Here is a 15,982-nt window from a genome sequence, read left to right as displayed (position 1 = left end):
GCCGCCTCTGACGAGGGAAAAAGCGGGATCATGTTCTTTAGCAATACGTCTCATGCCTTGATGGCGAAGCCGTCGGCATAGGCGGCCGCATCCGTGCCGTCCCAGACCACGCCGTCGATCAACGTGGACTTGCGCAACTCAGCGTCCGGCACCGACACTCCCGCCGCCGCCGCGGCCTGGCGGTAGACATCGATGCGGTTCACCTGTCGCGCCACCGCCAGATAATCGGGGTGTTCCCGCAGCAGCCCCCAGCGCTTGTGCTGCGCCATGAACCACATGCCGTCGCTCAGGTAAGGGAAATTCGCCGCGCCGTCGCCATAGAAGCGCATGGCATGCGCGTCATGCCACGACTTACCCAGGCCATTGTCGTAGTCGCCCAGCATGCGGCCCATGATGGCATCGGCATTTGTATTCACGTAAGACTTGGCGGCGATGGTTTCCGCCGTCTTTCTGCGGTTCTCGGGCGAGGCGTCGATCCACTTGCCGGCCTCCAGCACCGCGGCCGTCACCGCGCGCGCAGTGTTCGGATAGCTGGCCACGAACTCGGCGGTCGCGCCCAGCACTTTCTCCGGATGGTCGGGCCAGATGTCCTGCGATGTGTTTGCGGTATAGCCGATGCCGTCCAGAATCGCGCGCGCATTCCACGGCTCACCGACGCAAAAGCCGTCCATATTGCCTACGCGCATATTGGCCACCATCTGCGGCGGCGGCACGGTAATGACCTTGGCGTCCTTCATTGGATGAATGCCATGGGCGGCCAGCCAGTAATACAACCACATGGCATGCGTGCCGGTGGGGAAGGTCTGCGCGAAGGTGTAGGTGCGTGGCTTGTCGCGCATCAGCGCCGCCAGCGTCTCGCCGCTGGTCACGCCCTCGTCGCGCAGCTTGGACGACAGTGTGATCGCCTGCCCATTCTGGTTCAGATTCATCAATACCGCCATGTCTGTGCGCGGCCCGCCCACGCCCAAGTGCACGCCATACATCATGCCGTACAGCACGTGGGCGAAATCCAGCTCGCCATTGATCAGCTTGTCGCGCACCCCCGCCCAGGATGCCTCTTTGGTCGGTACGATGCGCACGCCGTATTTCTTGTCGATGCCCAGCACCGATGCCATCACCACCGACGCACAGTCGGTCAGCGGGATGAAACCAATGCGGACCTCGGTTTTCTCCGGAGCGTCGGTGCCTGCCGCCCAGGCGCCGGCGCGTACCAGCGGATCGATCACTCCCAGAAGCCCGGCGCCGGCCAGAGCGCGCGATGCGCTGCACAGCCAGGCACGACGCTGTCCGTCGACGCCGGCGGACACGGCCGCCGGCTGGCAAGGGGAGGCAGTGGATGAATGGCTGACGGTCTTCATTCTCGTTCCTTAAAAAAACCAAAAAAAAAATCCCGCACGCCAGGCGGTCGCCTGGTGTTGCGGAACTTCGTTGTCCCTGGCCGCGCTACGGTGCGGTACGACGGTCGCCGTTGACCGTCACTGCTCATCAAGCAAGTCTCGTGCCAGCCGGACTCGCGGCTGCCGCGCCCGTGAAATGCCTGCTTCGGCGGGAATGAAGCGCCATTCTGGTGCGTCTCCATGGTGCGCCGCATCATGATCGCACCGCGTCGGCGTCGGAACAGCGGCCTGTTCCAGCGCTCGTGGACGCGTGAACCGGCAGGTTCGGCATGGGCGCGCGACAGTCTCCGCCGGACACGGCCGGATGCGGCTTTCCTTCTCATGGCACACAAATTGCTTTCTGTGAATAGAGGGAGACGACCATGCTGAAGATCATGTTGCTTAACGATGGAGAAGGACACGCCGCCGGCCTGCGCCAGACCCTGACGCAAGCCGGCATCCGGATCGTTGCTGAATCGCCCCCAGACGGCGATCTGGCCAACGCCATCACACGCGCCAATCCGGACGTCGTGCTCATCGACACAGACGCCCCTGGCCGCGACACCCTGGAAAACCTGTGCATCACCAGCGCTTTCAGCGAGCGACCGGTCGTCATGTTCACCGGCGATGGCAGCCGCGAAGCTATGCGCACCGCCCTGCGGGCGGGCGTAGCCGCCTACGTCGTGGGCGACGTGCCGCCATCGCGCATCGCGTCGCTACTGAATGTGGCGGTGGAACGCTTCGCCGTCGAACGCGCGCGACGCGAGGAACTGGCGCTCGTGCGTCAGAGGCTGGAGGATCGCCAGTCGGTGGAAAAGGCCAAGGGACTGCTGATGCGCATGCGCGGCCTGTCCGAGGAGGAGGCCCATGGCCTGCTGCGCCAGCGCGCCATGCAGCAGCAGAAACGCCTGGGCGCAGTCGCCAGTGAAATCGTGGAGATGGCCGAATGGCTGAGTGGCGCCTGACACTGCCGGACGCGCTATCCGACCCCGGTCTCCCGGCCGCACAACATTTCTTGCCGGCATTCGTGCCGGAACTTTCCCGGAGTATGCAATGAACCTGTTTCCCCTATTTGCCGATCTGCGCCACCGCCCCGTCCTGGTAGTCGGCGGCGGCACGGTCGCCGCCCGCAAAGCAGGCGCGCTGCTGGAGGCCGGAGCGCATGTGACGGTAGGCTCCCCCGTCCTGGGTTCAGAGCTGACTCAACTGACGGACGCCGGCCGCGTGCGGCATATCTCGGGAGAGTTCTCGCCCGACTGGCTGGACGACGTCTGGCTGGTGGTGGCGGCAACGGACGACACCGGCGTGAACGCTGCCGTGTTCGCGGCGGCAACGGCGCGGCATATGTTCTGCAACGTGGTGGACGATCCCGTTCGCTCCTCGTTCCAGGTACCGTCGATCGTGGATCGTTCGCCCCTGATCGTGGCCATTTCCTCGTCCGGCACTGCGCCGGTGCTGGCGCGCCGTATGCGCGAGCGTATCGAAACCTGCCTGGATCACTCTATCGGCCAGTTGGCGACGCTGGCGGCGCGCTACCGTCCTGGCATCCGCCAGCGTCTGCCCGACCTGAGAGCACGGCGCCAGTTCTACGACTGGCTGCTGGACGGCCCGGTGGCCGCTTGGCTGCGTCGCCAGCAACCTGCCCGCGCGGAAGCGGCTCTGCAGCAAGCGTTGCGCCGCGACGAACCCGTTCTCCCGGGCCGCGTCACACTTGTCGGCGCCGGCCCGGGAGACCCAGGCCTGCTGACACTGAAGGCGCTACGCGCCCTGAATGAAGCAGATGTCATCCTGCACGACAGGCTGGTCAGCGATGCCGTGCTGTCCATGGCTAGGCGCGACGCCGAACGCATCTCCGTCGGCAAACGGCCCGGAGAAGATCACGAAGCCACCCAGGCGCGCATCCACCGCCTGATGGTGGCGCATGCGTGCGCCGGCCGGCACGTCGTCCGCCTGAAGGGGGGCGACCCATTCATCTTCGGGCGCGGCGGCGAGGAGCTGGCCTACCTGCGCGCCCATGGCGTGCATTACGACGTGGTTCCCGGAATCACCGCCGCGCTGGCTTGCGCCGCGCACGCCGGCATCCCCCTGACCCACAGGGACAGCGCCCAGTCCGTCACGCTGACCACGGCGCACGTACGGGAGAACGGGCAAGGACAAGACTGGGCCGGACTGGCGCGCGGCCGGCAGACCCTGGCAATCTATATGGGCGTTGGCCAGTTGGCCGAGCTATGCCGGCTATTGATCGTCCACGGCCGGCCGGCCGATACCCCGGCGGCACTGATAGAAAACGGCAGCCGGCCCGGACAGCGCGCCCTGCACGGCACGCTGGAAACTCTGGCCGCCCAGGCGCAGGCCCACAACATCGCGGCCCCGGCGCTGCTCATCATCGGCGAAGTCGCCAGGCTGGGCGAAACGCTGCACTGGTTCGGCAGCGTCGTTCCTGCTGTGGATAAGCATGGCACGACGCCGGAACCAGCCGCGCGAGATGCCGGTATAATATTTGATTCACCGAAACCAATCCGGAGCCATCCAACATGACTATGGTCGACACCCTGACCCTGACCATCGCCCAGGCCGCCGCCGGCGGCGAGAACGCACTGGTGGGTATGCTGCCCATCATCCTGATGTTCGTGATCCTGTACTTCCTGATGATCCGTCCTCAGATGAAGCGTCAGAAAGAGCACCGCAACATGGTCGCAGCGCTGGCCAAAGGCGACGAAATCATCACTTCCGGCGGAGTGCTGGGCCGCATCACGAAAGTCAGCGACAGCTACATCACCATCGAAATCGCCGTCTTGGCCGATAAACCGGTGGAAATCCTGGTTCAGCGTCCAGCAGTCACGTCCGTGCTGCCCAAAGGCACGATCAAGTCGCTGTAATCCCCCGCCGGCCAACGCGCCGCACGCGGCCCGTCCATCAGGACAGGCCGCGTCCCTGTTCCGGACTGCCGAATCACCATGAACCGCTATCCCCTCTGGAAGTACCTGACCGTCCTTGCAGCCCTGGTCATCGGCCTGCTCTATACCCTGCCCAATTTCTTCGGCGAATCGCCGGCGGTGCAAGTGGCGGCCGCCAAATCCACAGTCAAGATCGACAACCAGACACTGGAGCGCGTTCAGTCCCTGCTCGGCGAAGCCAATCTGCAAAGCACTGGCGCATTCTTCGAGCAGAACGGCCCGATCGGCACGGTGCGCGTGCGCTTCGAATCCACCGACGTCCAGCTGCAGGCCAAGGACGTCATCGAGCGCCACCTGAATCCCGATCCGGCCAACCCCGACTATACCGTCGCCCTCAACCTGCTGCCCGCATCACCCAACTGGCTGACCGCGATCAGGGCCTACCCCATGTACCTGGGCCTGGACCTGCGCGGCGGCGTGCACTTCCTGATGCAGGTCGACATGCAGGGCGCGCTGACCGGCCGCTATGACTCCATGGCCGCCGATATCCGCAACACGCTGCGCCAGGCCAAGATCAAGGTCGCCAACGTGGAGCGCAGCAATCTTTCCATCGTCGCTTCCTTCGACGATGCCGAAAGCCGCGACAACGCGCAGTCCGAACTGCGGCGCGCCATGCCCGACATGACGTTCACCGGCGGCAGCGACGGTACGCGCCAGACCCTCACGGGCCGCCTGTCGGAAACCGCCATCACGCAGGTGCAGAACAACGCCCTGCGCCAGAACATCACCACCCTGCACAACCGGATCAACGAGCTCGGCGTGGCCGAGCCCGTCATCCAGCAGCAAGGCGCCGACCGCATCGTCGTCCAGTTGCCCGGTGTGCAGGATGTCGCCAAGGCCAAGGAAATCCTGGGTCGTACAGCCACGCTGGAAATCCGCATGGTCGACGATTCCCCGGCCGCCATGGCAGCCCTGGCATCCAATACGGTGCCTTTCGGCCTGGAACGCTACTCCGACCGCGATGGCCGCTCCCTGCTGCTGCGCCGCCAGGTCATCCTGACCGGCGAAAACCTGCAGGACGCCCAGCCCGGCCGCGACCAGCAGTCCCAGCAGCCTTCGGTCAACCTGACGCTCGACGCCAAGGGCGCCCGCATCTTCCGCGACGTCACGCGCGACAACATCAACCGCCGCATGGCCATCGTGCTCATCGAGAATGGGCGCGGCGAAGTCGTTACCGCCCCGGTCATCCGCAGCGAAATCCCGGGCGGCCAGGTGCAGATCTCCGGCAGCATGACGGCCCAGGAGGCCGCCGACACCGCGCTGCTGCTGCGCGCCGGCGCGCTCGCCGCTCCCATGAGCATCATCGAAGAGCGCACCATCGGCCCCAGCCTGGGCGCCGACAACATCAAGATGGGCTTCAACTCGACGCTGTACGGCTTCATCGCCATCGCGATCTTCCTGATCCTGTACTACCGGCTGTTCGGCGTGTTTTCCACTTTGGGACTGGCGTTCAACGTACTGCTGCTGCTGGCCGTGCTGTCCATGCTGCAGGCCACGCTGACCCTGCCCGGCATCGCGGCCATCGCCCTGACGCTGGGCATGGCCATCGACGCCAACGTGCTCATCAACGAGCGCATCCGCGAGGAACTGCGCGGCGGCGCATCGCCGCAGCAGGCCATCAATACCGGCTTCGAACGGGCCTGGGGCACCATCCTGGACTCCAACCTGACGTCGCTGATCGTGGGTATCGCCCTGCTGGCCTTCGGCACCGGACCCGTGCGCGGCTTTGCCGTCGTGCACTGCATCGGCATCCTGACCTCCATGTTCTCGGCTGTGGTCGGCGTGCGCGCCATCACCAACCTCTGGTACGGACGCCGCCGCAAGCTGCAGTCCATCTCCATCGGCCAGATCTGGAAACCCAAGCAGGACTAGGAATCGCGCACCATGGAATTCTTCCGCATCCACCGCACCATCCCCTTCATGCGCCACGCCGTGGTGCTGAACCTGATCAGCCTGATCACCTTCCTGCTGGCGGTATTCTTCATCGTCACGCGCGGCTTTCACCTGTCGGTGGAGTTCACCGGCGGAACGGTCATGGAAGTCACCTATCCGCAATCCGCCCAGGTGGAGGATGTCCGCGGCATCGTGCAGTCGCTGAACTATACCGACTTCCAGGTGCAGCACTTCGGCACTTCGCGCGACATCATGATCCGCCTGCCCGTGCGCGAAGGCCAGACGTCCGCCGCCCAGAGCGAAATCGTGCTGAAAGCGCTCAAGGCCCAGCAGCCCGACGTCGAGCTGCGACGCGTCGAATTCGTCGGCCCTCAGGTGGGCGAGGAGCTCGTCCACAACGGCATGATGGCGCTGCTCTTCGTGGTCGCGGGCATCATGATCTACCTGGGCTTTCGCTTCGAATGGAAGTTCGCCGTCGCGGGCGTGATCGCCAACCTGCACGACGTTGTCATCATCCTGGGTTTCTTCGCCTTCTTCCAGTGGGAGTTCTCCCTGGCGGTGCTGGCCGGCGTGCTGGCCGTGCTGGGGTACTCCGTCAACGAATCCGTGGTCATCATGGACCGGATCCGCGAGAATTTCCGCAAGCAGCGCAAGGCCGAAGTCCGCGAAATCATCGACAGCGCCATCACGCAGACCATCTCGCGCACGATCATCACCCACGGTTCGACCCAGATGATGGTGCTGTCCATGTTCTTCTTCGGCGGGCCCACCCTGCACTATTTCTCGCTGGCGCTGACCATCGGCATCTGGTTCGGCATCTACTCCTCGGTGTTCGTGGCTGCCGCTCTCGCCATGTGGCTGGGCGTGAAGCGCGAAGACCTGGTCAAGCCCGTCATCAAAAAGGAAGGCGAAGACAGCACGGAAATCGAGCTGGGCTGATCCTCTCCTCCCGTCCCCCCTTGTCTTTCAGGCCCCTTTTCCAGGGGCCTGTTTGCATCCGCACGCGCCTTCACTCCAATCTTCATTTTGTGTCAATCGCGGCACAAGCGGGCTCCCGCAGCCACCGGCATTCCTGTATCCTTTCCTCCTGATCGTAAGGAGACTTGCCCATGTCGTCGCCGGCATCCCCTCTGGCGCCCTTTCGCCACCTGATATTCCGCAGGCTGTGGACAGCCACGCTGCTGTCCAACCTGGGCGGCCTGGTACAGGTCGTGGGCGCGGGCTGGCTGATGACCTCCCTGAGCGACTCCAGCGGCATGGTCGCCCTGGTGCAGGCGTCCACCACGCTCCCCGTCATGCTGTTCTCCCTGGTGAGCGGCGCGCTGGCCGACAACTTCAACCGGCGCGACATCATGCTGGGCGCGCAGGTGCTGATGATGGCGGTCTCGCTGCTGCTGGCCATCTTCACCTTCGCCGGCTGGCTCTCCCCCTGGCTGCTGCTGCTCTTCACCTTCCTGATCGGCTGCGGCACCGCGCTGCATAATCCATCCTGGCAGGCCTCGATGGGCGACATCGTGCCGCGCGACGACCTGCCCGGCGCCGTCACGCTTAACAGCATGAGCTACAACATCATGCGCAGCCTGGGCCCGGCCATCGGCGGCATCATCGTGGCCACGGCCGGCGCCGCTTTCGCGTTCGCGCTGAATGCCGCCAGCTACGTCGCCCTGATCCATGCGCTCTATCGCTGGCAGCCTCCCCGCGTCTCGCGCACCCTGCCGCGCGAAGCGCTGGGCAGCGCCGTCGTGGCCGGCCTGCGCTACGTCGCCATGTCGCCCAACCTGCTGAAAGTCATGGGCCGCAGCGCAATATTCGGCTTCTCCGCCGTCGCCCTGCTGGCCCTGCTGCCCCTGGTCGCCAGGGACCTGATCAAGGGCGGGGCCTTCACCTTCGGCATCCTGCTGGGCTGTTTCGGCGCGGGCGCCATCATCGGCGCGCTGCTCAACAACCGCATCCGGTCCATCTGGCGCAACGAAACCATCGTGCGCGCCACATTCCTCGGGTATGGCGCCGGCACGCTGATACTGGCCTTCAGCCACAACCTGTGGCTCAGTTGTCTGGCGCTGCTGCCCGCCGGCGCATGCTGGGTCATGACCCTGTCGCTGTTCAATGTCACGGTGCAGCTGTCGACGCCCCGCTGGGTCGTGGGCCGCTCGCTGGCCATGTACCAGACATCCACCTTCGGCGGCATGACCGTGGGCAGTTGGCTCTGGGGCGTGCTGGCGGATCTGCGCAACGTGGAACAAGCGCTCATCGTCGCCAGCGCTGTCCTGGCGCTGGGCGCCGCCATCGGCCTGCGCTACGTCCTGCCGGAATTCAGCAAGCTGAACCTGGATCCCCTGAACCGCTTCAACGAGCCCGAACTGCAACTGGAGCTATCTCCGCGCAGCGGCCCCATCATGGTCATGATCGACTACGAAATCGACCAGGACGACATCCCTTCCTTCCTGAACCTGATGGCCAGCCGCCGACGCATACGCCTGCGGGACGGCGCCCGCCAGTGGGGCCTGCTGCGCGACCTGGAAAACCCGCGCACCTGGACGGAGTCCTACCACGTGCCGACATGGGTGGAATACGTGCGCCACCAGCAGCGCCGCACCCAGGCGGACGCCTACGTCAACGAAAAGCTCAGGGCTCTGCATCGCGGCAGCGCGCCGCCGCGCGTACATCGCATGATCGAGCGCCAGACAGTGCCCATCCGGGACGATACGCCGCTGAAACAGACCCACATGGAACTGCCATAAAGCGGATCTCGCGCTCCGGCACAATATGTAACACCTCAAACACCCATTCCGCCGCCATAACGACCCCGCGGCGCGTATGATTGCGCGCACTGTTTTTCATATGGGTAGCACCTCACCATGCTTGCATTCTTCGAACAAAAACTCCTGACGCTCTCGCGCATCGCGCTTCTGGTTCTGGGCATCATCTTCCTGGTCTTGTCGATCTGGTGGCTGGCCTTCAGCATCCCCGCCATCGGCTCAAAGAAAGACGAGGCCCAGGAAACTCCCTCTCTCTCGAACCTGGACAAGAACGTGATGGATCTCTCCGAGCTCAAGGAGTCCGTCTGGTCCGCCAGCGCCTATGAAATCGACGCGGAGTCGTTCGGCCAGCAGGACATCGCCCGCCTGACGGCCAAGGATCCCCAAGCGGCCGCCGCCTATGACGAGATCATCAAGAGCATTCGCGCCTTCCTGGAGCGCGATCCCAAGAAGCGCGAGGCGATCGAAGCGCAGGCCAGGGAAAACTACACCACGCTGCTGGCTCCCGTCGAATGGGAAGCGCTCGATAAGCTGTCGCAGCAGTATTGCGACGAAACCCAGGACGGCGCCGCCGATGAGGTCTCCAGCGCCGGCCGGCTGAGCGACAGCGAAACCGCCGAGCTTGCCATTGCCGCGGCCGAGGCCTCCGGCGACGCGGTGGCTGCGGCCATCGCCGCAGCGGAAGCAGCAACCGCCGCCAACGAAGCGTATGGCTACGAAAACTACCAGTCCTGCGACTACACGACAATCCGCCAGTCCATCGTCAACCGCATCTCGGGACTGATGCACTACACCAAGGTCGATGAGCGCGCGCAAATGCACAAGGCCTACGTCCAGGGACTGGCGCAAAGCATCAAGCCCCTGCTGGCGAACGAGGACATGGCGGCACGGATGGCGACCCTGCCGGCATCGCGCGTCGTCAACATCCTCCTGGATTCCTACAACAACTGGTTCGAGCCCAAGCTCTATTCCTCCTCGTACGACGATGAAGAGCGCCTGCTGTCCGACGCCAGCCCGCTGCGTGTCTTCAAGAATCCATATTTCGTCGGCATCATCGGCTTCTTCTTCATGTTCTCGTACCTGATGCTGATGCTGTCGCTGTCGCGCATCGAACGCCACCTGCGCCGCCCCGAATAATCCCGGCAGGGCCCGGACGCCATACGACGCCCCGCTCCGCCATCGGCGGGCGGGGCGTTTCACGTTCGGGTTAGAATGACGGGTTCCCCCAATTTCCAGGCCCACGGGACATAAACCCGCCACGGCAGACCATCATGCAAGAAATCACCATCGCCCGTCCCGGCGGCGCAAGCGCGCCCGCCCCTCAAACAGACACCGCGCAGCAGCCCAGGCCCGCCGCTGGCTCCGGAAAACGAACCCGCAAGCTCTTCATCCGCACCTTCGGCTGCCAGATGAACGAATACGACTCCGCCAAGATGGCCGACGTGCTGGGCGCCGGCCACGACCTGGAGCTGACCCAGACGCCGGAAGAGGCCGACATCATCCTGTTCAACACCTGTTCGGTGCGCGAAAAGGCGCAGGACAAAGTGTTTTCCGACCTGGGCCGCGTACAGCACCTCAAGCAGCTCAATCCCGACCTGGTCATCGGCGTGGGCGGCTGCGTCGCCAGCCAGGAAGGCGAGGCCATCGTCAAGCGCGCGCCGTACGTCGACGTGGTCTTTGGCCCGCAGACGCTGCATCGACTGCCCGACCTCATCGCCAGGAAGCGCCAGTCGGGCCGCTCGCAGGTGGACATCAGCTTTCCGGAAATCGAGAAATTCGACGCCATGCCGCCAGCCAGGGTCGAAGGCCCGACCGCCTTCGTCTCCATCATGGAAGGCTGCAGCAAATACTGTACTTTCTGTGTCGTGCCCTACACGCGCGGCGCCGAAGTATCCCGTCCGTTCGACGACGTGCTGCTCGAAGTTGCCGATCTGGCCGACCAGGGCGTGCGCGAAGTCACGCTGCTGGGCCAGAACGTCAACGCCTATCGCGGCGCCATGGGCGATACCGACGAAATCGCCGACTTCGCCATGCTGCTGGAATACGTGCACGAAATCCCCGGCATCGAACGCATCCGCTACACCACGTCGCACCCCAAGGAAATGACCACGCGCCTGATCGAGGCGCACGGCAAGCTGCCCAAGCTGGTGCCTTTCCTGCACCTGCCCGTGCAGGCGGGCAGCGACCGCATCCTGGCCGCCATGAAGCGCGGCTATACCTCGCTGGAATTCAAGTCCATCGTGCGCCGCCTGCGCGCCGCGCGCCCCGGCCTGACGCTGTCGTCCGACTTCATCGTGGGCTTCCCCGGCGAAACGGAAGACGACTTCCAGAAGACCATGAAGCTGATCGAAGACGTGGGCTTCGACACATCTTTCTCATTCGTTTATTCGCGCCGCCCCGGCACGCCCGCCGCCGACCTGGAAGACAACAGCACCAAGGAAGAAAAGCTCGAGCGCCTGCACCGCCTGCAGGCCCTGATCGACCGGCAGGCCGCCGCCATCGCCCAAGGCATGGTCGGCACCGTGCAGCGCGTGCTGGTCGAAAAGCCCTCGCGCCGCGATCCCGGCGAGCTGATGGCCCGCACGGAAAACAACCGCACGGTGAACTTCGTGGGCTCCCCGCGCCTGATCGGGCAGATGATAGACGTCCGCATCACCCACGCCTTCACCAACTCGTTCAAGGGCGAAGTCCTCACCTCGGACATCGTCCTGCAAGGAAACGCATGACACGACTGCGCCAAGCCAAGCCGCTGACCCTGCGCCTGGACGCCGACAATACGCATCTCGCCAATCTGTGCGGGCCGCTGGACGACAATCTGCGCCAGATCGCCGACGGTTGGAACGTCGGTCTGGCGCGGCGCGGCAACCAGTTCACCATCACAGGAGAACGCGCGCAGGAAGCCGCGCGCGCACTGCGCTGGTTCCACGACAAGGCCCGCGAGCAAACACTGTCCATCGACGACGTCCAGCTCGGGCTGGTGGAGCTGGGCGCGAGCCGCGTCCATGACGCCTCCGGGCAGGAGTCCTCGTCCGACGAACTGCCGTCGCTGGAAGAGCTCGGATTCAGCCTGCGCACGCGCCGCTCGGACCTGCGTCCGCGCACGCCGCGCCAGCGCGATTACCTGAACAACATGCTGCGCCACGACATCACGTTCGGAGTCGGGCCAGCCGGCACGGGCAAGACCTGGCTGGCCGTAGCCTGCGCCATCGATGCGCTGGAGCGCGAATCGGTACAACGGCTGGTGCTGACGCGTCCCGCCGTGGAAGCCGGCGAACGCCTGGGATTCCTTCCGGGCGACCTGACCCAGAAAGTGGACCCCTACCTGCGCCCCCTGTACGATGCCCTGTACGATCTGATGGGCTTCGAGAAAGTGCAGCGCCTGTTCGAAAAGCAGACCATTGAGATCGCGCCGCTGGCCTATATGCGCGGCCGCACGCTGAACCACGCATTCGTCATCCTGGACGAAGCCCAGAACACCACGCCGGAACAGATGAAGATGTTCCTGACGCGCATCGGTTTCGGCAGCAAGGCCGTCATCACGGGCGATCCCTCGCAGGTCGACCTGCCGCGCGGCCAGCGCAGCGGCCTGGCCCATGCGGTCGAAATCCTCGAATCGGTCCAGGGCATCGCCTCCACCCACTTCACCAGCCGCGACGTGGTCCGCCACCCCCTGGTGGCGCGCATCGTGGACGCCTACGAGCAGGCAGCCGAACGTGACAACTGATCTTTCCCTGTCCATCCAGTACGCAGTCCCCGTTCCCGAACTGCCCCGCTGGCGCCTGCGTCGCTGGGCGGCCCTGGCCCTGGACACCGCGCTGACGGAGCCCGGCTTCGCAGTCAGCGGCGACGCCCCGGCTGGCGCCTCCCTGACCCTGCGCCTGGTGGACGCCGAGGAAGGCCGCGCCCTGAATGCCTCCTTCCGCGAGCGCGACTATGCCACCAATGTACTGACCTTCGAGTACGGACAGGACCCCGACGGCATCCTGCACGGCGATATCGTGCTGTGCGTGCCGGTGCTGCAGCGCGAGGCCGAGGAGCAGAAAAAGACGCTGCACGACCATGCCGCCCACCTGGTCGTACACGGCGTGCTGCACTCCCTGGGCTACGATCACCTGGACGAAGAAGAGGCGGCGGCGATGGAGTCGCTGGAAACGCGCATCCTCGCCAGACTGCGGATTTCCGACCCCTACGCCTGATTCCGCTGTCAGATCGAGCGTGAACGCGAAGGCGAAGCGCAGACATTACAAACGTAAGGCAAGCGCAGCCGACAAAGTGCACACTCGATCTGACAACGGAATGATTGGCCATTTTCATCCCGCGCATCTGTCCGAGATTCCGATTTCGGTTATGCTAAGGACTCAACCAACTCGTCCCTCGGACAATGTCAGACCCTTACCCTGCAGACGCGGAGCCTCGACAGGCTGCCGCAACGAAAAAGCCTTCCATTATTGCCAGGCTCCAGCGCTATGTGCGGCCGGAACTGAGCGACCGCGACGACATCAAGACAGTGCTCGAACAGGCGCGCGACAAGCAGGTGCTCGACAGCCAGTCCTACGCCATGCTGTGCGGCGCGCTCGAGGTCGCGGAGAAAACGGCGGCGGACATCATGGTTCCGCGTTCCAAGATCGATATGCTGGACATCGGCAAGCCGCTGTCCGAATTGCTGGCCGAGATCATCGAAACCGGCCATTCGCGCTTCCCCATCTACGAAACCGACCGCGACAACATCATGGGCATCCTGCTGGCCAAAGACCTGCTGCTGTCCATCTCCAATCCTTCCATCGACCTGCGCCCGCTGATCCGCCCGGCTGTATTCATTCCGGAAACCAAGCGGCTGAACGAGCTGCTGCATGAATTCCGCAGCAGCCGCAACCACCTCGCCATCGTCATCGACGAGCACGGCGGCACGTCCGGCCTGATCACCATGGAAGACGTGCTCGAACAGATTGTCGGCGACATCGAAGACGAATACGACGAGGACGACGAGCAGACCATCTTCCAGACCAGCACCAACAGCTGGCGCGCCATGGGCGTCACGGAAATCGAAGACTTCAACGAAGCCTTCGGCACCAGCCTCCCCAACGAAGACTACGACACGCTGGGCGGCTGGCTTGCCGCGGAACTGGGCCACATCCCGCGACGCGGCGAGCACCGGGCCATCGACCTGGAAGACGGACATACGCTCAAGCTCACCGTCGTCGGCGCCGATGCCAAGCGCGCCCTGTGGCTGCATATACAGCGCGATGCGCCCGCCGCGCAGGACTCTTCCGCACCTGCGGCCGACGCCGAAGATGCGCCGTAACCCGTCCGGCACACTGTCCCCGTCCGTCCAGCGGACCGGACTGCTCCTGCTGGCGGGCCTGATCCACACCCTGGCATTCGCCCCGGGCCCTCTGCCGGCATGGGCGCTGCCCTTTGTGCAATTGCTGACGCTGTCCGTCCTGTGCATCCACGTCTGGCGCAGCGCCGGTCCGCGCCAGGCCGCATGGTCGGGATTCGCCTTCGGTCTGGGAAATTTCGCACTGGGCCTCTATTGGCTGCACACCAGCATGCATGTCTACGGCGGCATGCCATGGGCGCTGGCGGCCGTCGCCGTACTGCTGCTTGCGGCATTCGAAGCCCTGTTCATCGCCGGCGCTTCGGCGCTGGCCTACTGGCTTGGCCGGTCTTCACATATTGCTCCATCCCCGGAACGCCCCCAATCTCCCGGGCGACTGCGGCGCCTGGCGCTGTTTCTGCCCCCCCTGCTCTGGGCATGCGCCTGGACCGCCGCGGAATGGCTGCGCGGCACGCTGTTCACCGGCTTCCCCTGGCTGAATATCGGCTACGCCCATGTCGATGGCTACCTGGCCGGCTGGGCGCCGGTGCTGGGCACGTACGGCGTGGCATGGCTGGCCGCCTATTCGGCCGGCGCCCTGGCCGCGCTCTACCTGCAGTCCGACGGCAAGGATGCCCGCAACGGCCTGCCGCCGTTTGCGCTGGCCGCGCTGCTGGGCATCGGCGGCCTGCTGCTGGCGCAAGTCCGCTGGTACAGCGATCACGGCGAACCCATGGTGGTTCGCCTGGTGCAGGGCAATATTCCCCAGTCGCAGAAATTCGATCCCCTGCTGATACAGCAGGGCATGAACACCTATCATCACCTCGCATCCCTGCCGCCACGGCAGGAAAGCCATGTGCCGGACCTGATCGTCTTGCCGGAAACCGTCATTCCCATGCCCCAGGACCGCCTGCCCGCGGAACAGTGGCAACGCTGGCTGGACATCGCGGCCGCCAGCGACGCTACGCTGATGCTTGGCGTTCCCCTGCACGACCGCTCGCAGGGAATCGACCGCTATACCAACAGCGTCATCGCCTTCGACGGCGGCAGCACGCCGGACGAACTGCAGCAGGGCCAGACCGCCATGCGCTACGACAAGCACCACCTGGTGCCGTTCGGCGAATTCATTCCGCCCGGGTTCCGCTGGTTCGTGGAAACCATGCAGATACCGCTGGGCGACTTCGCCAGGGGTGAGTTGCGCCAGGAGCTGTTCCCGATCAAGGGCCAGGTCGTCGCGCCCAATATTTGCTATGAAGACGTATTCGGCGAGGAGATCCTGCACGCCGTGCGCCCCAGCGAAACGCTGGGACCCGGCGCCAGCCTGCTGATCAACCTGAGCAATCTCGCATGGTTCGGCGACTCCTGGGCGCTGCGGCAGCACTTGCAGATCGCCCGCATGCGCTCGCTGGAAACCGCCCGCCCCATGCTGCGCGCCACCAACACAGGCGCCACGGCGGTCATCGCCCCGGACGGCGCCGTGCGCATGGCGCTGCCCGCCATGACGCCTGGCGTCATCGATGCCGAAGTACAGGGGACCCAAGGCCTGACACCTTACGTACGTGCAGGCAACCTTCCCATACTGCTGCTGAGCTGGGGCGTGCTGGCTGCGTTGCTGGCCCGGCGCCTGCGCGCGAGGTCCCGTCAGGGAGCACCCTTTTCCTGAGCCCGACGTCGACCGGG

Annotated in this window: 13 protein-coding genes; 12 read left to right on the top strand and 1 reads right to left on the bottom strand. The window is 64.9% G+C overall.

Annotation, left to right across the window (positions count from 1 at the left end):
- Positions 1-50 precede the first annotated feature (50 nt).
- Positions 51-1,358 (bottom strand): CmpA/NrtA family ABC transporter substrate-binding protein, encoded by a 1,308-nt coding sequence (locus EV686_RS11695; protein WP_132477121.1) that lies wholly within the window; start codon positions 1,356-1,358, stop codon positions 51-53.
- A gap of 401 nt (positions 1,359-1,759) precedes the next feature.
- Between EV686_RS11695 and EV686_RS11690 the strand changes: the two genes are divergently transcribed.
- The 12 genes from EV686_RS11690 (at position 1,760) to lnt (ending at position 15,965) form a co-directional block, all read left to right on the top strand.
- Positions 1,760-2,341: an ANTAR domain-containing response regulator gene (locus EV686_RS11690; protein ID WP_132477120.1), complete on the top strand. Its 582-nt coding sequence runs from the start codon at positions 1,760-1,762 to the stop codon at positions 2,339-2,341.
- 88 nt (positions 2,342-2,429) lie between these two features.
- Positions 2,430-3,914: a siroheme synthase CysG gene (cysG, locus tag EV686_RS11685; RefSeq protein WP_132477119.1), complete on the top strand. Its 1,485-nt coding sequence runs from the start codon at positions 2,430-2,432 to the stop codon at positions 3,912-3,914.
- Positions 3,911-4,255 carry a preprotein translocase subunit YajC gene (gene yajC, locus EV686_RS11680; RefSeq protein WP_132477118.1) on the top strand — a complete coding sequence of 115 codons (345 nt, stop codon included), beginning with the start codon at positions 3,911-3,913 and terminating at the stop codon, positions 4,253-4,255. The genes cysG and yajC overlap by 4 nt, the downstream gene beginning before the upstream one ends.
- 78 nt (positions 4,256-4,333) lie before the next feature.
- Positions 4,334-6,205 (top strand): protein translocase subunit SecD, encoded by a 1,872-nt coding sequence (gene secD, locus EV686_RS11675; protein WP_132477117.1) that lies wholly within the window; start codon positions 4,334-4,336, stop codon positions 6,203-6,205.
- Between the two features lie 12 nt (positions 6,206-6,217).
- The gene (gene secF, locus EV686_RS11670; protein WP_132477116.1) at positions 6,218-7,165 is read left to right on the top strand and encodes a protein translocase subunit SecF; all 948 of its coding nucleotides are present in this window, start codon (positions 6,218-6,220) and stop codon (positions 7,163-7,165) included.
- A gap of 170 nt (positions 7,166-7,335) precedes the next feature.
- Complete coding sequence (locus tag EV686_RS11665) at positions 7,336-8,967, top strand: MFS transporter (protein WP_132477115.1); 1,632 nt, start codon at positions 7,336-7,338, stop codon at positions 8,965-8,967.
- A 117-nt stretch (positions 8,968-9,084) separates the two neighbouring features.
- Positions 9,085-10,122, top strand: a complete 1,038-nt coding sequence (locus EV686_RS11660; protein ID WP_132477114.1) for a hypothetical protein — start codon at positions 9,085-9,087, stop codon at positions 10,120-10,122.
- A 134-nt stretch (positions 10,123-10,256) separates the two neighbouring features.
- Positions 10,257-11,711: a tRNA (N6-isopentenyl adenosine(37)-C2)-methylthiotransferase MiaB gene (miaB, locus tag EV686_RS11655; protein ID WP_132477113.1), complete on the top strand. Its 1,455-nt coding sequence runs from the start codon at positions 10,257-10,259 to the stop codon at positions 11,709-11,711.
- Positions 11,708-12,709, top strand: a complete 1,002-nt coding sequence (locus EV686_RS11650) for a PhoH family protein (RefSeq protein WP_132477112.1) — start codon at positions 11,708-11,710, stop codon at positions 12,707-12,709. Before miaB ends, EV686_RS11650 begins: the two co-directional genes overlap by 4 nt.
- On the top strand, positions 12,699-13,181 hold the full coding sequence (gene ybeY, locus EV686_RS11645; RefSeq protein WP_132477111.1) for an rRNA maturation RNase YbeY: 483 nt from the start codon (positions 12,699-12,701) through the stop codon (positions 13,179-13,181). The genes EV686_RS11650 and ybeY overlap by 11 nt, the downstream gene beginning before the upstream one ends.
- Before the next feature lie 185 nt (positions 13,182-13,366).
- Positions 13,367-14,287 (top strand): HlyC/CorC family transporter, encoded by a 921-nt coding sequence (locus EV686_RS11640; RefSeq protein ID WP_132477110.1) that lies wholly within the window; start codon positions 13,367-13,369, stop codon positions 14,285-14,287.
- Positions 14,277-15,965 (top strand): apolipoprotein N-acyltransferase, encoded by a 1,689-nt coding sequence (gene lnt, locus EV686_RS11635; RefSeq protein WP_132477109.1) that lies wholly within the window; start codon positions 14,277-14,279, stop codon positions 15,963-15,965. The genes EV686_RS11640 and lnt overlap by 11 nt, the downstream gene beginning before the upstream one ends.
- Positions 15,966-15,982: the final 17 nt, after the last annotated feature.

The organism is Paracandidimonas soli, from assembly GCF_004342005.1.
In the GTDB taxonomy this organism is placed as follows: domain Bacteria; phylum Pseudomonadota; class Gammaproteobacteria; order Burkholderiales; family Burkholderiaceae_B; genus Paracandidimonas; species Paracandidimonas soli.
The sequence above is the reverse complement of the archived record's forward strand: the minus strand, read 5'-3'. Positions and strand labels throughout refer to the sequence as shown.